16 protein-coding genes and 1 pseudogene are annotated in these 18,002 nt (G+C 48.5%); 4 read left to right on the top strand and 13 right to left on the bottom strand.

From position 1 onward, the window contains the following. Positions 1-15 precede the first annotated feature (15 nt). The 4 genes and pseudogenes from LPB400_RS10095 to LPB400_RS10080 form a co-directional block, all read right to left on the bottom strand. Entirely contained in the window at positions 16-1,794 is a 1,779-nt protein-coding gene (locus LPB400_RS10095) for a transferrin-binding protein-like solute binding protein (protein WP_070460055.1), read from the bottom strand. 137 nt (positions 1,795-1,931) lie between these two features. Further along, positions 1,932-2,465 (bottom strand): annotated as a pseudogene (locus tag LPB400_RS10090) (glutamate racemase); the annotation flags it as partial. Between the two features lie 432 nt (positions 2,466-2,897). Continuing rightward, positions 2,898-3,338, bottom strand: coding sequence for a TIGR01244 family sulfur transferase (locus LPB400_RS10085; protein WP_070460058.1), 441 nt, complete (start codon positions 3,336-3,338; stop codon positions 2,898-2,900). A 78-nt stretch (positions 3,339-3,416) separates the two neighbouring features. Next, a complete protein-coding gene (locus tag LPB400_RS10080) occupies positions 3,417-5,168 on the bottom strand; it encodes a M61 family metallopeptidase (RefSeq protein ID WP_070460061.1) in 1,752 nt (583 codons plus the stop codon). Positions 5,169-5,500: 332 nt separating this feature from the next. Between LPB400_RS10080 and ccoN the strand changes: the two genes are divergently transcribed. The 4 genes from ccoN to ccoP are packed head-to-tail and all read left to right on the top strand — an operon-like array spanning position 5,501 to position 9,118. Further along, a complete protein-coding gene (gene ccoN, locus LPB400_RS10075) occupies positions 5,501-6,934 on the top strand; it encodes a cytochrome-c oxidase, cbb3-type subunit I (protein WP_199900391.1) in 1,434 nt (477 codons plus the stop codon). 24 nt (positions 6,935-6,958) lie between these two features. After that, positions 6,959-7,570: a cytochrome-c oxidase, cbb3-type subunit II gene (ccoO, locus tag LPB400_RS10070; RefSeq protein WP_063075589.1), complete on the top strand. Its 612-nt coding sequence runs from the start codon at positions 6,959-6,961 to the stop codon at positions 7,568-7,570. Positions 7,571-7,574: 4 nt separating this feature from the next. After that, positions 7,575-7,772 (top strand): cbb3-type cytochrome oxidase subunit 3, encoded by a 198-nt coding sequence (locus LPB400_RS10065; protein ID WP_003748776.1) that lies wholly within the window; start codon positions 7,575-7,577, stop codon positions 7,770-7,772. After that, positions 7,772-9,118 (top strand): cytochrome-c oxidase, cbb3-type subunit III, encoded by a 1,347-nt coding sequence (gene ccoP / locus LPB400_RS10060; RefSeq protein WP_219088874.1) that lies wholly within the window; start codon positions 7,772-7,774, stop codon positions 9,116-9,118. The genes LPB400_RS10065 and ccoP overlap by 1 nt, the downstream gene beginning before the upstream one ends. A gap of 151 nt (positions 9,119-9,269) precedes the next feature. Here the strand turns inward: ccoP and ubiT are convergent, their stop codons facing one another. The 9 genes from ubiT to LPB400_RS10015 form a co-directional block, all read right to left on the bottom strand. Further along, the gene (ubiT, locus tag LPB400_RS10055) at positions 9,270-9,716 is read right to left on the bottom strand and encodes a ubiquinone anaerobic biosynthesis accessory factor UbiT (RefSeq protein WP_219088866.1); all 447 of its coding nucleotides are present in this window, start codon (positions 9,714-9,716) and stop codon (positions 9,270-9,272) included. After that, positions 9,703-10,620, bottom strand: a complete 918-nt coding sequence (locus tag LPB400_RS10050; protein ID WP_219088863.1) for a U32 family peptidase — start codon at positions 10,618-10,620, stop codon at positions 9,703-9,705. Before LPB400_RS10050 ends, ubiT begins: the two co-directional genes overlap by 14 nt. A gap of 10 nt (positions 10,621-10,630) precedes the next feature. Beyond that, positions 10,631-11,638: a ubiquinone anaerobic biosynthesis protein UbiU gene (gene ubiU / locus LPB400_RS10045; protein ID WP_003748766.1), complete on the bottom strand. Its 1,008-nt coding sequence runs from the start codon at positions 11,636-11,638 to the stop codon at positions 10,631-10,633. 332 nt (positions 11,639-11,970) lie between these two features. Then, positions 11,971-12,591 carry a DUF2238 domain-containing protein gene (locus LPB400_RS10040; RefSeq protein ID WP_049348280.1) on the bottom strand — a complete coding sequence of 207 codons (621 nt, stop codon included), beginning with the start codon at positions 12,589-12,591 and terminating at the stop codon, positions 11,971-11,973. Between the two features lie 107 nt (positions 12,592-12,698). Beyond that, entirely contained in the window at positions 12,699-13,688 is a 990-nt protein-coding gene (locus LPB400_RS10035) for a phosphatidate cytidylyltransferase (protein ID WP_219088861.1), read from the bottom strand. Then, positions 13,685-14,392 (bottom strand): lysophospholipid acyltransferase family protein, encoded by a 708-nt coding sequence (locus LPB400_RS10030; RefSeq protein WP_219088859.1) that lies wholly within the window; start codon positions 14,390-14,392, stop codon positions 13,685-13,687. The genes LPB400_RS10035 and LPB400_RS10030 overlap by 4 nt, the downstream gene beginning before the upstream one ends. A 63-nt stretch (positions 14,393-14,455) precedes the next feature. Then, positions 14,456-14,830 carry a hypothetical protein gene (locus tag LPB400_RS10025; RefSeq protein WP_219089731.1) on the bottom strand — a complete coding sequence of 125 codons (375 nt, stop codon included), beginning with the start codon at positions 14,828-14,830 and terminating at the stop codon, positions 14,456-14,458. A 2-nt stretch (positions 14,831-14,832) separates the two neighbouring features. After that, positions 14,833-16,119, bottom strand: a complete 1,287-nt coding sequence (locus tag LPB400_RS10020; protein ID WP_225905465.1) for a phosphatase PAP2/dual specificity phosphatase family protein — start codon at positions 16,117-16,119, stop codon at positions 14,833-14,835. Positions 16,120-16,186: 67 nt separating this feature from the next. Beyond that, positions 16,187-17,929 carry a bifunctional alpha/beta hydrolase/class I SAM-dependent methyltransferase gene (locus tag LPB400_RS10015; protein WP_219088854.1) on the bottom strand — a complete coding sequence of 581 codons (1,743 nt, stop codon included), beginning with the start codon at positions 17,927-17,929 and terminating at the stop codon, positions 16,187-16,189. Between the last annotated feature and the right edge of the window lie 73 nt (positions 17,930-18,002).

Raw genomic sequence — 18,002 nt, 5'->3', positions numbered from 1 at the left:
AACCGGCAGCCCAGTTTACCGGACAAGCTGTTGGCGTTTCGTACCGAATACCACTGCCGCCTTGCCGCTTTCTCCCTCCAATGTATTTCCGGAGAACGATCCGCCCATCTCAATGGCGGTTTTGCCGTAGAAGCCGCCGGACACATCTGCACGGATATTCGTCCGTTTCGGATCGATGGTATTTTTCGGATCTAATGCAAAGCCGTTTTCACCGGTTTTCGCCACACCTGAAAAACCGTTGCCCTGAATCGTGGCAGTGATGGTGAATACGGGGGCAATGCGGTCTTTCGCCGTCAGCATACCGTTGAGGGTTTTCTCGGCAAAATTAACTTTAAACTCCGCCCGGTTACCGCCTTCCTTATTGGAAGGTTCGGCACTCCAGCTCGTACCATTAACAATAGTACCCGACCATGTACCGCGATATACCGCCTCTCCCGCCGTTACAGGCATATCGGAAACCGGCGTACGGCTGCCCTGCAGGAACATATCGTGCGAACCGCCGTGTTCCAACACCCCGAAATGCAGGTAATCCAAATTGGAGCAGCATACCGACACCTTCACACCGTCTTTCTCAAATACATGCTGGAATGCCGTCTGAGTGCCTTCGGACGGCACAAGCGCAAGCTCTACGCCGTCAATCAGCAGTTTGGCCACGTTGCCAAAGCTGTCTATCTGTTTTTTCACAAAATCCGCACCGATGCGGTAAGCGTCCATAAAGGTTTCAGCCAATGGTTTTTCTGCACCGTCTTTCTGTTTCGCGCTGAATACGGCAAGCACTTTCTTATCGTTTGCCAAAAACTTGCCGCCCAACTCATCGCCCTGAGGCCCGTAGAAACCACCTTCCAGACTATCAGAATCAGAAACAAAGGGATGACCGTTCCCAGTATCTTTATCTGCAGCCAACGCCTTACCTTTGAAACGGTTACCGTGCAGGTTAGCCTGAATGTCGTAACGTTTAATTTGTTTGGCTTTATTTTCGGTTTCGTTATGGGTAATCCGGTTATTGCGGTAGAGCGCGCCGGTCATGGTCTTGGCGGCGAAGTCCACCTCAAACTCGCTGGTCAGCCCAAAATCGGTCTGACCTTCCGGTGCCTCGCTTTTATTGCGCAACACATCCGCTTCCTCGGCAGACAAAGCCCCGTACCTATCGCCCGCTTGCGAATTACCCAACTGGGAAAACTTCTGTTTTTCCTTGGCATCGGTTACATAATCCCAAGTGCCTTTGTAAATCGACTTGCCCATCGGCAGAGCTTGGGAAGGATTGCTGCCTTTGTAGAAAAGGTAGCCGTCCGCGCCGGAAAGGGCGATATTGTTTTTGAAATCGATTTTATTGGCACCGTTGCGGTAGATATAGCCCGAGCGGACATATTGGAAATCCGTGTATCCTTCCACACGGCTTTTGCCATCGCCCGTTGTGATGGATTCGTTCAGCGTACCCTTATCCATCGCAAAAATCTCATTCTTTTGGGGAAACTCACCCGGCTCACCCGCACCTAATTTCTCCCAATCCGCTTCTGATAATGCCTTATGATCTTCTTTATTTTTCGGGTGCCAGTTCCGACGCGGTATTTTGGCTGCAAAACCGTAAACCGGACGGTCGTTTTCCGCCGCCTGCGCTTCATCGGGTTTTGCCGGTTTTTCAGTCTGTTCGTCTTGGTATTTCGGTGCTTCGGACTGCGGGTTGTGCTGTTTCGTTTCCACGCTGTCCAAATCGAAACTGCCGCCACCCGCGCAGGCAGAAAGCAGCAGCACAGGCAGGATACCGGCTGCTTGGGCAATAAGTGAATTTTTCATATCAACTTTTTTAAAAATGATAATAGTTTATATTTTATTAACTTAAAATGTAATTTGCAAACATTTTCTGACGTACCTTCACAAAAAACACCCGCACATCCTTACTCCGGATATGCGGGTGTTTGAGCAAACCTTGACTAACCCAAAGACACCATTTCAATCTGCTCCATCGTTCTACTTAGAAAACGTTCGCCTATCATTCTGAATTTCAAAGGAATATCGCTGACATAAAAACGATAGTCGGGATTATTGTTGTCAGTATTGAGAAATCCCTCCTGCGCAAGGACGCGTGCTGTTTCTTCAGCCGTCGTAATTGCAGAATCAACCAACGCGACATTACCCGCCTCCCTACCGATTAAGGGCTTGAGCAAGGGAAAGTGCGTGCAGCCCAACACCAGCGTATCGATGCCGTCTGCAAGCAATGGTTTGAGGTATTCGCATACGGTCAGGCGGGTAACTTCATGTTCCAACCAACCTTCCTCCACCAAAGGGACGAGCAGCGGCGCAGCCTGCGTGCGGACGAGCGTATCAGGGTTGTTCCTATGGATGGCGCGCGCATAAGCATTGCTGTTGACTGTCGTATTGGTGGCGATAATGCCGATTTTATTGTTGCGCGTCGTTGTCAGCGCGGCTTTCGCGCCGGCGGAAATCACGTCCAACACAGGCATATTGAGACCTTTGCAAAATTCCCCAAAATTCCCTAAATTCCAACCAAGACATTTAGGGGATTTTGGGGAATTTTGCAAAGGTCTCGGCCTTAAAGAGGGTAGGTATAAAAAAAAGGGGGTGGCTTTCGGCCACACCCAAACACACACACATCAAGAGGAAAGAAAAATCATTTAATAAGAGAGCTGGCTCTTATAGAGGAAAACTGGATGATTCGGGCTTGACCCTGAAGCATTGAAAGGCATTATAAATGAAAATAGGGTTAGGGTATTGATACAGGTCAATTCGGGCTTGATTTAGAAAATATATTTTTAGGATAGTGGAAATAAATTAAAAATAAGGTTTGATTGTGAATAAAAGTCATTAGGCCGTCTGAAAAATGGGTTTCAGACGGCCTGATTGGTTTGAAGGCTGCTACTTAGTATATAAATAAAGTATTAAGCCAAACCTTTATCTTTGGCTTCTTGCAGGCGGGCTTCAAAGTTACTGAGGTTGACGCCTGCCTGTTCGGCTGCGGCAACTACTTCGGCTACAGATGCGCCGTGTTGCACTTGATGATAACCCCAAAGCAGGGAGCAGCGAGTGCCGGTGCGGCAGAAGGCAAGAATGGGAGCCGGAGATTGTTGCAACAGATTTTGGAAGGCTGCAACATCGGCTACGGTGATTTGAGGCGCAACGACGGGCTGGTGGGAAAATTGGTTGATGCCAGCCTCTTTAAACCAGTTTTGTACTTCGGCAAAAGCCGGTTGGTTTTCTTCTTCGCCGTCCGGGCGATTGCAGATGATGGTTTTGATGTCGAGACGTACGGCTTCTTGGACGTCGGCTTCGGTCAGCTGAGGGGCGATATAGAGGGTGTCGGTCAGTTTACGGATAGGCATAGTTTTTCCTTTCTTTATATTAAATGGATATGTTGATTTCAGACGGCCTAGGAAGTGGCAGGCCGTTTGAAGTTTTATTTAATGATTGTACAACCAGTTTTCGAGTTTTTGGCGATCGGTAATGTGCAGCAGGGCAGTATTGGCTTCTGCTGCTTGAACTGTGATGCTGGTTTCACGCAATAGGCCTTGGCGGAAGAAATGGATGGTGGTGCGCGTGCCGATAGGCAGTTTGCCCCACTGCGCTGCAAGGTCGTTGCAGGCATAGCCGCCTAAGGCGATGATTTTATCTTGCGGGCAGAGTCCGGCATTTTCTGCGCTACCGCCATTAAATACATGAGTCAGGACGGCATGATCGCTGTTTTGTTTGAAACGTGCGCCCAAATCGTTGGCGGGGGCAACCGATTGGGGTTCGGTGGCAAATGCTCCGCCGTGCTGGCGTGGTAGGGGAATAAAGTCGAGTTTGACACCTACGCTTTGCAGGCATTCTGCGAGCGGAAGATCATCGGTACTGTATAAGGCCGTCTGAAAGAAGGTTTCTAAATCTAAACCGGTCATTTCTTGGCAACGGGATTGCCAGTGTTTTTCGGGTATGCCTTGATGGGTGTTGCACCAATCGAGATAGTGTTGCTGCATCACGCTGTCGAGGGTGTATTTGCCTTGGCTTTTCTCACGGATGATGAGGTCGAGGCAAAGTGCGGCCAGTGCGCCTTTTTGATAGTAGCTGACGATGGCGTTGGGGCTGTTTTCGTCTTGTTTGTAGAACTTGTCCCATGCGCTGAAACTGGATTGGGCAAGTGTTTGTTTCAGACGGCCATGTGTTTGCTGTACGCGTGTGATGCCTTGTGCAAGCAGGGTAAGGTAGGCTTCGGGGCTGATGGTTTTGCTTCTAGCAAGAAAGAGGTCGTCGTAGTAGGAGGTAATGCCTTCAAATGCCCAAAGTTGCTCGGTATAGTTTTCTTGGTCGAGATTGTAAGGTGCGAAGACGGCCGGTTTGATGGATTTGACGTTCCATGCGTGGAAGTATTCATGGGAGAATAGACCGAGTAATTCGGTATAGGCTTTGTCGGCTTCGCCCATATCGTAAGATGGCAGACTGTGGCGGTCGGCGAGTAGGGCGGTGCTGCTGATGTGTTCCAGTCCGCCGTAGAGGTTGTCTCCCAGATGTAGTAGGAAAAGGTATTCGGTAAACGGGGCAGGGGAAGGGAACATCGCCAACTCGGTTTCGCAGATTTTTTGAATATCGGCGAGGAAGCGGGTGAGGTCGAAATCGGGGTAGATACCGCTTAATGCAATACGGTGGGGAATACCTTGTGCTTCAAAGTCGAGGAATTCGATGATGCCTGTTTCAACAGGGTGATCAATAAGCTCGGCATATGAGGCCGTCTGAAAAGTGGTCGCCGAAATTTGTGGCAGGGTTGTGGCTATCTGCCATGTGTGTGGCAGGGTAGGAAATTCGACTTGGTGCGGTTGTTCCTCTTGTCCGTGTACTTTTAAGAATAGGCATGCGCCGTCGAAAAAGCCACGCTCGGTGCTGAGGAACGAGCCGCGAACTGATAAGTCGAATGCGTAAACAGTGTAGTAAATTTCCCACTCTCCACTGAGAGCAGGGGTTTGCCAATGGTTTTTGCTGGTTTGTGTCAGCAGCTGGGCTTTGCCGTTGCAGCGCGCGCTGATGTGCGTGATATGGCGGGCAAAGTCACGGATGAGGTAGCTGCCGGGAACCCAGTTGGGTAAGCTGATTTCTGTTTCTGAATCATCAGTTTGAGTGAATGATAAGGTGATGTGCCATTCATGAGACAGAAAGTTGGGAGTAATTTTGTAATTAATCATAACTATTGGTTAATTTGCTAAAGTTTATTAAGAATAAGGGGGTTTAAGGGGTGGGCTTAATCTATATCAATAAAACTGTATGAAAAAGGGGGCTTGAAAAAATACCACGTCTGATTTAATGCGTATGTTTTAATAATTTATTGATTATAAAAGAAATGAATTTATGTCTTACTAAATATTTTATGCAATGTGGAATGTAATTTTGCTTGGCATGTTGTGGTGTCTATGTTAAATTTAGAAAAATTTGAGCCTTGGCCGTATTGCGCTTTTCGTAAATGCAGGGGTTGGGGTGAGATAAAAATTTTTTATACCCATAATTTATGGAGACTTCCATGGACACACAAACTTATAACTACAAAGTGGTGCGCCAGTTCGCCATCATGACTGTAGTTTGGGGTATTGTGGGCATGTTGGTCGGCGTTATCGTCGCTGCCCAGCTTTTTGCTCCGGCCCTCGATTTATCCAATATCGGACCTTGGTTCCACTTCGGTCGCCTGCGTCCTCTGCACACCAATGCGGTTATTTTTGCATTCGGCGGTTGCGGTTTGATCGGTACATCATACTACGTTGTTCAACGTACATGTAATACCCGTCTGTTTGGCGGTTGGCTGCCTGCATTTACCTTCTGGGGTTGGCAGGCTGTTATCGTGGCTGCGGCCATCAGCTTGCCTATGGGTTACACCCAAGGTAAAGAATACGCCGAGTTGGAATGGCCTATCGACATTTTGATTACGCTGGTGTGGGTTGCCTACGCCATCGTATTCTTCGGTACGATTGCCAAACGTAAAATCAAACATATTTACGTTGCCAACTGGTTCTACGGCGGCTTTATCTTGGCCGTTGCGCTGTTGCACATCGTCAATAATATCAGCATCCCTGCCGGTTTGATGAAATCTTACCCGGTTTACGCAGGTGCGATTGATGCGATGGTTCAATGGTGGTACGGCCACAATGCGGTGGGCTTTTTCCTGACAGCCGGCTTCTTGGGTATGATGTACTATTTCGTACCAAAACAAGCAGGCCGTCCTATTTACTCTTACCGCTTGTCCGTTGTTCACTTCTGGGCTTTGATTTTCACTTATATGTGGGCTGGTTCACACCACTTGCACTACACCGCATTGCCTGACTGGACTCAATCTTTGGGTATGGTATTGTCTTTGATCCTGTTCGCACCTTCTTGGGGCGGTATGATCAACGGTATCATGACTCTGTCTGGTGCATGGGACAAACTGCGTACCGACCCGATTTTGAAATTCTTGATCGTATCTCTGTCCTTCTACGGTATGTCTACCTTCGAAGGCCCGATGATGTCTATCAAAACAGTTAACGCTCTGAGCCACTATACTGACTGGACTGTTGCGCACGTTCATGCCGGTGCATTGGGTTGGGTAGGCTTCGTAACCATCGGTTCCGTTTACTACATGATCCCACGCCTCTTCGGTAAAAACGAAATGTACAGCACCAAATTGGTTGAAGCGCATTTCTGGATTGCAACCATCGGTGTGGTTCTGTATATCGCCGCGATGTGGATTGCCGGTGTGATGCAAGGCCTGATGTGGGGTTCTTTGAACGAAGACGGCACACTGACTTATTCCTTTGTCGAATCTGTAAAACGTACCATGCCTTACTACATGATTCGTTTCACCGGCGGTCTTCTGTACCTGAGCGGTATGTGCATCATGGCATATAACGTTTACCGTACTGCTATCAGTGGTAAAGCAGTTGATGCTGAGATTCCTGCGGTTTCTCAAACTCAGCACCACTAATGATAAGAAAGATAGGCTACCAAAATGAAATTACAACAATTAGCTGAAGAAAAAGTCGGTGTACTGATTGTATTCACCCTGCTTGTAGTCAGCGTCGGCCTTCTGATCGAGGCCGTCCCGCTGTTCTTCTCCAAGGCAGTTACTGAACCTGCGCCAGGCGTGAAACCATACAACGCCTTGCAAGTGGCCGGTCGTGATATTTACGTACGCGAAGGCTGCTACAACTGCCACTCTCAAATGATTCGTCCATTCCGTGCAGAAACTGAACGTTACGGCCACTACTCCGTTGCCGGTGAGTCTGTTTATGACCATCCGTTCCAATGGGGTTCTAAACGTACCGGTCCGGATTTGGCTCGTGTCGGCGGCCGTTATTCCGATGAATGGCACCGCATCCACCTGCTGAACCCGCGCGACGTTGTGCCGGAGTCCAATATGCCTGCATTCCCATGGCTCGCACGCAATAAAGTCGATGCCGAGGCAACTGTGGCGCATATGAAAGCCCTGCGTAAAGTGGGTACACCTTACAGCGATGAAGAAATTGCCAAAGCACCTGAAATGCTGGCCAATAAATCAGAGCTGGACGCTGTTATCGCCTACCTGCAAGGCTTGGGCTTGGCATTGAAAAACGTAAGGTAACATCATGGACGCTAACTGGGCTCGCTCGCTCTTTACTGTTTGGGTATTCATCAGCTTTATTTTAGTCCTCTATATTGTGTTCAATAGACGCAATAAGAAAAACTATGATGATGCAGCCAGCAGTATTTTCGATAATGACGAACAAAGGCCGTCTGAAAAGGACGATCAAGCTCAGTCAGTCCGTGATCACGGAGCAAAATAATGAACACAACATCCCAATTTACCAGTAGTTTCTGGAGTATATATATTGCCGTTATCGTCGTGCTCAGCTTCATCGGCCTGGCTTGGCTTCTGCTTTCGCAAAATGTTGTGAAACGCCCTAAAAAAGGCGAAGAAGTAAAAACCACGGGTCATGAGTGGGACGGTATTTCGGAGTACAACAACCCTCTGCCACGTTGGTGGTTTTGGCTTTATGTCTGCACATGGCTGTTTGGCGTCGGCTACCTGATTATGTATCCCGGTATCGGCGATTACAAAGGCCTGTGGGGCTGGAGTAGCCATGGTCAATATGAAGAAGAAGTTGCCAAAGCCAATCAGCAATACGGTAAAGTGTATGCTAAATTTTCCAATATGCCGATTGAAAAAGTGGCTAAAGATCCTGAAGCCCGTGCTATTGCACAAAACCTTTTCAATACCTACTGTATCCAATGTCACGGTTCAGATGCCAAAGGCTCTAAAGGCTTCCCAAATCTGACTGACGACGACTGGTTGTGGGGTGGTGATCCTGAGAAAATTCAGGAAACCATTGAAAAAGGCCGTACTGCCGCCATGCCTGCATGGGGTCCTGCTTTGGGTGAAGAAGGTGTGAAAAACGTAACACAGTATGTTATGTCTCTTTCTAAACCTAAAGGTCAATACGACGAAGAACGTGCAGAACGCGGTAAAGCCCTGTTTAGCGGCCCACCTGCCAACTGTTTCACTTGTCACGGCGACAAAGGTCAAGGTATCCAAGGCCTCGGCCCGAATCTGACCGACGATGTATGGTTGTGGGGCGGTACTCAAAAAGCGATTACCGAAACCATTACCAACGGCCGCAGCAGCCAAATGCCTGCTTGGGGTCACTTCCTCGACAAAGACAAGCTGCACATCATGACCGCCTATGTTTGGGGTTTATCCAACAAAGACGGTAAAAAAGCTCCTGCTAAAAAAGCCGAGCCTGCTCCTGCAGCTCAACCTGCCGATGCTTCTGCTCCGGCGGCTGCTTCAGCTCCTGCTGCCGATAAAGCTGCTTCAGATGCTAAAGCTGCTCCGGCTGCTGAAGCCAAACCTGCTGAAAAAGCAGAAGCGGCTCCGGTTAAGGTAGATGGCAAAGCTGTTTTTGAAGCCAACTGTAAAACATGTCATGGCGGTATGATTCCAGGTGCTCCTGTCGTAGGTAAAAAAGAAGACTGGGCTCCTCGCATCAAACAAGGTAAAGACACTCTGCACAAACATGCTATCGAAGGCTTTAATTCTATGCCGGCTAAAGGCGGTAATGGCAGCCTGAGCGATGATGAAGTTAAAGCAGCTGTAGACTTTATGGCAAACGAGTCTGGCGCGAAATTCTAATTTTGAGTCAGATTGAAAAAAAGCGTACCTAGAAAGGTACGCTTTTTTATATTTGATAAAGCCGATAAGAAAAGACATATTAAAGAGACTAAATATATAAGGCCGTCTGAAACATTCAGACGGCCTTTGTTCTTGTTTCAACCAAAATTAATCAATCCAAAGTGGATGTACTGCGTTTCAGGAACCATTCGCTGAAAGGCCACTCGACACTGTCGAGTAAGTTTTTGGTAATTAATCCCAATTCCGTATCGCCTTCAATTTGCAATTTACGGTTGAAAAATAAGGTATCGGGATCTTCCTCGCGCATCATCATGCGCATGAAGTCTATACCGTTGGCGGCCAGCCTCAGATCGGGGGTACCGCTGAAGTTGTCATCCAGGAATTTTTCCGTATTGGCACTAAACCGCACTTTAATGCCGGCATCCAAAACTTCGATTTCGAATTTTCTTCCGGCAAAAAGTTCCATATCGGCAGGCAGTAAACCTTTTTTCAGCATGGTATTCAATACGGAGACTAAAACAAAGCGCGGAGGTTTGCCGGGAAGTTTGGTACCGATTTTCGCCATCCATTTGGGTAATATGATTTCAGGCAGCGCCATAATATGCCTCCTTCACGGTTTCAATACCGGGCTGACCGCGCCAATAGCCGTCAACCAGTGTTCCGGTAGTCAGTCGTTCCAACTCGGGGCGGACATCTTCCCATGTGGCTTTTCCGTCCAATACATTGCGGTGAATTTGGATAATTTCAGCCATGCCGTGCATTTGTGGCGACAGTCTGAGCATATTCACGCCGATTTTATTTAAGTCTTCATGGTGGGGCAGTAGGTTTTGGCAGCCGTAAGACATGGTTTGGATGCCGTTGATGGTGAGAAACGGCTGGCCTTCGCGCGTATTCATGGCCATACCGTGCTCGTGGTCGAGGCAGCGGAACTCGCAACTGTCTTTATTCAAATTGTAATGGCGGGCGGTAAAGCAACGTGATGAATAGGCGAGCGGCATTTTACCCCAAGCGAAGAGTTCGGTTTCAATGCCGTCTGAAGCCTTGATGATTTCGGCAACCTTATCGCGGCTCAGCTCGGACGGTGCAATCCAGCGGAATGCCCCTAATTTTCGGAATACGTCCAAAGTAGTTTCGTTGTAGATATTCAGGCTTGCACCGGCAACAAATGGGATGCCATGTTCGCGTGCCAATTTGACCGCACCCATGTCGTTGGCTTCAACTTTAAACTTTCCCTGCTCCGTAATTTTGCGTAGGCGTTTCAGATCAGATTCACTTTCGAGCAGGACTTGTGAGGAAAGAATAATCTCCTTACCGCTTTCTGCCAGGTCTTCAGCCAGTCCGAACCAGTCAGCAAAGCGCATTTTCTGACGGCGTGAGCAGACTACCTCGCCCAAATAAACAGTGTCCAACGGCGTATCCAGCATGGAAACGTAAAATTCCAGTAGTGCTTCTTTTTGCCAGAAAAATAAAATAGGGCCCAGCGACAATTTCAATGAATTCATTTTTTTCCCCTTATTTCCATGGGCGGTTGTATGCGCCCAAAGTTGTCTGATGACCTTCTGAAACTTTGCTCAAGGCATTGTTCCAGGACGGATTGACTTTGAAATGAGACGGGTCGGCTGCGGCTGCATCCAGTGCTTGGCGCAGGGATTTGGTTACTTGCGCCGTATACATCGGACTGCGTTGGCGTCCCTCGATTTTGATGGCGGATACACCGATTTTGATGAGTTCGGGCAACATTTCCAAAACATTTAGGCTGGTCGGTTCTTCCAAAGCATAGTAGGTCTCATCATTGACTTCAAAGCGGCCTTTGCACAAGGTTGGATAACCTGCCGGTTCATTGGGTTTGTATTGGTCTATCAATACCTGGTTTAAACGTACGTTCATGCGGTCGGGCAGTTGTTCCCAGCGGACGGATTTTGCCGGAGAGCAGACACCTTGCATATTGGGCGATTCGCCTGTTGCATAGCTCGACAAGATGCAACGGCCTTCCACCATCACACACAAACTGCCGAAACCAAAGACTTCAATTTCCACATCAGTATTGTCAATCACATGTTTGACCTGATCGATGGTCAGCACGCGCGGCAAAACGGCACGACGGATGCCGAACAGCTCTTTCATCATATTGATGGCTTCGTAATTGGTGGCCGAACCTTGTACCGACATATGCAGGCGTAAATTCGGATGTTTGTCTGCCGCATACGCCATGATGGCGGGGTCGGCAACAATAATCGCATCGGCCCCCAAATCCGCCGCCGTATCCACAGCAGCGTGCCAACGCTCCACTTGGCCGGCTTGTGCGAATGTATTGATGGCCATCAGTACATTGCGTCCGCGCGCATGGGCGTAAGCTACGCCTTCCCGTGCCGATTTCATATCGAAATTCAGTCCCGGAAAGTTTCGTGCATTGGTCGCATCTTTCAAACCCATGTAAACCGTGTCCGCACCGTTGTCCACAGCGGTTTTCAGTGCAGGCAGGTTGCCGGCGGGGCAGACCAATTCTGGAATTTTTTGCATTTTGTGTTCCTCGTCTTGATGATAACCTCTATCGGGTTAATCAATATTTTGTAGAATTCCGAATATTTTATGGATTAATGACACAAGATATGCTGACTTAAATCAAATCGAAAAATTCAGGTTGACGTAGGCATATTGTTTACAAAACCTTAACAGATGTTGTTTTTTATATATTTCATGTGCTTAAAATTTTGATGACGGATTTTGTTTCAAAATCAGCTTATGTTTTTAACTATCGCATTTATTAATTTTTACAATAATACCGATAGAAAAATGAAAAAAAGCCGTCTGAAAATCTGTTTCAGACGGCCTTTTATTTTAAAGAGATATATTTAAGAGGAACCCAAACGTTTATCGGGACGGGTAAACACAAAAATAAACAGCGAGGTTAACGCGCCCAAAGTATCGGCAAGCATGTCTTTTTGCGCGTCCCAAATATCGCCTTGAGAACCCAAAAATTCCAGTCCGGCTTCTCCACCGTCGATAACGGCATATTGCCATTCGATGATTTCATAGGCGGCAGCTACGCTCATAATGAAGAACAGGGAGAAAAATAAGGCCAACGGCAGATTGCACAGCTTGCGGCGCAGCAGCCACTCGGCCATCGGGTAGGCATAAAAGCCGATGATGTAATGAGCAATACGGTCGTAATGATTGCGGTTTTCGCCCAAAATTGGCTCGACAAAGCGGTTGATGGATTCAAATGGCACATCGGCAAAAGTGTAGTATGCACCGATGGAATGCATGATGAGCCAGAAACTCATGAATAAGTAGGCCAGGTTGCTGAAGCGGAAAATGCGGTAGGTGGCAACCAGCAGGAAGAATACGGATGCTACAGGGATGATTTCGGCGTACCAAACCGCGCGGTCATGGGGATTGATGCCTGACCAAACAATGAGGGCAAAGATAATCGTAGCAAGAAAAATGGGAAAGATTGGAGAGGGTTTATTCATGTTGTGTGTATGTAATAACAATGTCGCGTATTGTATAACGAATCGGCAGGGCTGGCAGTTTCATGCATTAAAGGCCGTCTGAAAACAGCTTTCAGACGGCCTGAAGTTTAGCCGTTCCAGAAATAACGGGTGATGTGGAAAAACACGGGTGCGGCAAAACAAATCGAATCCACGCGGTCAAGCATACCGCCGTGGCCGCGTATCATATTGCCCCAGTCTTTGACACCGTAATCGCGTTTGATGGCAGACATAACTAGGCCGCCAAAAAAGCCCATCAGGCAGACGATAAAGCCAATAACGGCCGCTTGGCCGTGGGAGAACGGCGTAATCGGCGCCATTAGCGCGGCAATGGCTGTGGCCGACAAAATACCTCCGACAGTGCCGGAAATAGTTTTTGACGGCGAAAGCGAAGGCATGATTTTTGCACCGCCAATCAGTTTGCCCCAAACGTATTGCAACACATCCGATACTTGCACTACGCCAATCAGGAAGATCAGCAATAGGATATTGTTGCTATTATCGAAGCCGTCCAAGTCCAGAAACATCAGCGCCGGAACATGGGACAGACAGAATATGCAAATCATCGCCATCCATTGCGTTTTGGCGGCGCGTTCCAAAAAATGCGCGGTTTGGCCGCTGAGGCTGGCAATAATCGGCAGTATCAAAAAGCCGTAAACCGGAATAAAAATGCTGAACATGCCATACCAGCCGTCATAGACGAAATAGTATTGCACCGGCAGCAGCAGGTAAAAGCAGACAACCATGCTGTAATAGTCGCTGCGGCGGCGATAGACGAGGGTCATAAATTCGCGTAGTGCGGCAAATGAAATCAGGAAAAACAGTACAACCGTCCCGATTTTGCCGAACCAAAACGCGCCCAGCAACACCAGCGTCATCAGCCACCATGCGTAAATGCGGGCGTTGAGGTTGGCGATGGTGGCATTATCTGCGCCATTTTTGCGCTTGAGCCATTGTCCGATGATGCTGGCAAAACACAATACGACAAACACGCCGACAAAAATATAGCTGGCTTGCGGAGTCAAATGAGTGGAGGCTTGTTCGACAATGATTTTTTGGGAAGTCGTAGAAAGGCTCATGCTTGTCCTCCTTTATTTTGATGAACTTCAGATTCATTTTGGCGAGGCTCGCTGCGGTCGTTTTCAGACGGCCTGAGTGCCAGCAGTGCTTCACGGCTGCGTGTCAAAAAACTGTCTTTGTCTTCGTTTTCCTGCAAGGTGAGCGGCTGTCCGATATATACTTCACACAAAAGCGGGATAGGCAGGATTTTGCCTTTGGGCAGTACGCGGCTGATGTTGTCTATCCAAATCGGCACAAATTCGGTATCGGGTTTGCTTTTTGCCAGATGATAAATGCCGGACTTGAACGGCAGCAGGATAGTGTTGTCGTCAGTATTACGCGTGCCTTCAGGGAAAATAATCAAGGAGTCGCCTGCGTTTAGCGCGTCTTTCATCTGTTCGGTAATTGCTTGCGGATTATCGCTATGGCGCGGAATCAGCAAGGCGTTGAAAACGTTTTGAATGATGAAGCGTTTGAGTTTGCTTGTCAGCCAGTAATCCGAACCGGCGACTGGACGCGTGGACAAGCGCCAGCGGCGGGGCAGGGAAATCCACACCAACACAAAATCACCATGACTGCCGTGATTGGCGTAATAGACCTTTTGGTGCTGATTGAATGTCAGCTCGCGCGGACTTTTAGGGCGTACGCCCGTAAGAAAAGAGACCGACAGACACAAGGCTTGGTCGGTCAGCCAGGCAAGTTGTTTTTTGAGGAAGTTTTTCATTGTTTCTGCCTTTGGGAGTGAGATACCGCTAAGGATTCGGTTTGGGTAAATCAGCAAAAATAATCAAATGCTTTGGATAAGCAAAATTAAAAATTGGGCGGCGGTCAGGTATAAGCAGTTGCGCCATAGGGAAAGTGCACCGTTTATCCGTTGGGTCAACGTACGGCTGCCTGAAATTTGACGCAAACCGTTTTGCTGTAAGGCGTAGTCAAAGTCTTCAGGAGAGTAGCGGTTGTCGGCAAAGTCTTGGAACACGCGGTGGTCGAAGTGAATGCGGATATGGCAGTACAGCAAAACCGCTGCCAAGACAAGTTGCACCGCAAACCATGCACCACCATATTTTACCGACAAGGCGAGCAGTAAGGCGTTACAGGTGGCAACATAATGTGCGGTAGAGAGCAGGTGGGCAATAATACGGCTATCGGTTGCGTTGTCCATCATTATCCTTGTTTTAAACGGTTGGCCGCAGCTTCGACTGCTTGGGCAGTGGCCGGCGATAATACCATTTGCGGCCGAGCCTGTTTGAGTTCGGCCTTCGCTTGTGCCAAGTCTTTGCAGCCACCATAGACCAGCAGCCACGTCAGCACCACTGCGGCACTTCTTCCATAACCCAAAGCGCAGCATATCAGCACTTTGCCGTGTTTTTGGCGCAAGGTTTCCAATATCAAGGCCGTCTGAACCAAATCGTTTTCAGACGGCGTTACCATATCCAGTAAAGGTAGGGAGCGATATTCTCCTTGATAGCTACGGCAGGGATATTCGGCGCATACATCCAATACGGCAGGCAGATGGTTTGAAATTCCCAAAACGCTGCCAATCCATACATCATGGCGGACTTGTGCCGTTTTCGCCTTACCGCGTAACCAATACGCCATGTTTAGCCGTACGCCCACCAGATAAGGCAATAGTAAAACCGTCGCTGCCGCCGATAATTTACCGTTAGCCTGTTTTTGGAATATGTTTGCATTCCCAGTCAAATAGGCAAAGGCCACCATCAGCAAAGACACGCTAATCCATATCAACCACAGCCACACACCACCCAGCAGCGCAGGCAAAGCCATCAAATACGCGCCAAGCAAATACAGCAACGCAATCTTTCTTGAGTGTACATTAATCGAGCCCAGTTTTAACGGCGAAGTCATCTGACGCGGGAAAGCCCACAACACCAGCCAGCCAAGCAATGCTCCGGTCGGCACGTCAATAAAATGATGTTGATAAGTCGTCAGTACCGACAAGGCAATCAGGCTTTGCCATAAGAAAAGCGGCAGGCGGATTTTGGGAAAGCGCGTCCAATAAAATGCACCCACGATAATCGCCAACGCGATATGCAAAGATGGCGCTTGGTTGTACGGCAAATCAAATGCAGCCAATGAATCAAACAGCCAGCCTGACAGCCCATCGGCAGGCGGTTTAGGCCACCCGAAACGCAGCGGAAACAGTACAAAGCAAACAGTTGCAATCAGTTGGGCGGCTACAAGGTGCGCTACATATCGGTTTTGTTCATGTGTATCACGGCAAAGAAAAAATGCCGCGGTATACATCAGGTTTAGCGACCAATAAGGCACAATCGTCCATGCCCAAAACGGAATATTGCTCTCCCATGTAAAAGCGATTTCAGGCACATAGTCCAGCGACGCCGCGTAATGGTTGGATAGGCCGTAGCTGGTGTAGAACAGTGCGCCAACTAAAATCAGCTTGAGCAGGGAGGTTTTTAGGGAGGGTTTCATGGATAGGTACATGGTTTAAATAAGGCCGTCTGAAAGTTAAAGAATTGTTCAGACGGCCTTTATTTTTTTATTTCTTCACTGCCAAGCTCACGGTGAAAATACCGTCTTCGTCTATCCATTGATGGATTTTTTCAAAACCGGCTTTTTCAACCAGCTGATCCATTTCCTGCTGACTGCGACGGCGCATTACCCAGTTTGGGTTGCCTGCTTTGTGGCTGGTCAGGGCGCGGGCAATCATTTCCAGTTGCGGATGCCACGGCTGGCCGGTGTAGATCAGGTAGCCGCCGGTTTCAATGGCTTCTCCAAAGCCGTAGAGCGAGTTCAAAATCAAATCATTGTCGGCAAACAATTCGTGCAGGCCGGAGACGATGCCCAGGGTAGGACGCGGCTGTAAATCGTGATAATTGGCGCGGTCATAGGCATTGACCTCATTGAAGGTAACCGTGTCTTGTAAGCCGCGCTCGGCAATCAGCTTGCGACCGGCTTCGACATTAATCGGACTGTAATCGCGCAAGCGTACGGAATTAGGCAATGTGTCGGCAGTCAGGGCATCCAATACATAGCGGCCATGACCGGATGCGATATCCAAAACGTGTACCGGTTTGCCTGCTTCACGCAGTTTGGCTGAGGCCGTCTGAATGGCTTTGCCGATATTGACTTTGCGTTGGCGAATGCCGCGCCAGCCGATAGCGTTAAGATAGTATTTGTCCACCCATACACCGAAAGCATTGCTGCCTTGCGGTTGATTGCGGTAGACATAATCCAATGTGCTGCCCGAATCAAAACCTGTTTCTTGACCGATTCTCAAGCCTTCACTCCAGCGCGAACCCAGTTTGAGCGAGGCGCGATATATTGCCCAGAATGCGCCGCGAGGCGTACAAACAGGCAAAGGCGTCGCCAGTTCGTCAGCTTCGCGACGGCTGTCTCCAAATAAGTGCGCTTGAGTCAGATCGACTTGTTGCAAAGGCTGATTGAAACGCTCGCGGATAAAACGGCGCATTTCGATAAACGCGATTTCACGGTTTTGCTCGCCTAAAGTGTCGTGGTAGAAACCGGGCAGGATATGGCGTTCTTTAATATGGCTGCCCAAACGGTTGTAGAAATCGTGTTGCGGTTTGTGATGAACAACCCAATCGCTGCCTGAAATCAACAGTTGTACAGGCGTAGTAATCGCTTGTGCATCGGCAACGACGCGTTCGGCCGCTTCATATAAACCCAGCAGGATGCGCACAGAAATAGCGCGGGCAATAAGCGGATCGTTGTCGTAGCTTTTTTGACGTTCGACATTGTGGGTCAGATAGTGGGCTTTGACATAGCTGTTGACAAAGAAATTGCCACGCCATTTTTGCATCATTTTCAAACCGGTACGGGCAAACGGAACATAGAGTTTGACTTTGAACGCAGGCGAAGCCAATACGGCGCAACGGATTTTCGGCGCGTAATCGTGCAACCAAGTAGAAACCAATACCGCTCCGACACTTTGTGCAATCACGCAGATGTTTTCAGGTTTGATGCCGTATTCGCTTTGAATGTGTCGGATAAAATCATCTACGTCTGCAACCGAAGTGCCGATACTCGGACTATCGCCACGTTCACCAGGGCTGTAACCATGACCACGCGCATCCCAAGCAAAATAGGAAAAATCGTTGAAACCCAGCTCATCGGCAACAAACATCATCCGGCCGGAATGCTCATGCCCGCGATGAAACAGCACAATGGCTTTATCGAAAGAACCATCGGCAGCAGGGCGATAGCGGTAGAAAAGCGAAGTCCCGTCTTGGGTAGAAAAGAATTTTTGTTGTTCGGACATGAGAAACTCCTAATAGTCATATTTTTTGAACAGTATCATGACATATCGAATAAATGCAATGATTATCCGATAG

Source organism: Neisseria perflava, assembly GCF_019334725.1.
GTDB lineage: Bacteria > Pseudomonadota > Gammaproteobacteria > Burkholderiales > Neisseriaceae > Neisseria > Neisseria subflava_A.
The sequence above is the reverse complement of the archived record's forward strand: the minus strand, read 5'-3'. Positions and strand labels throughout refer to the sequence as shown.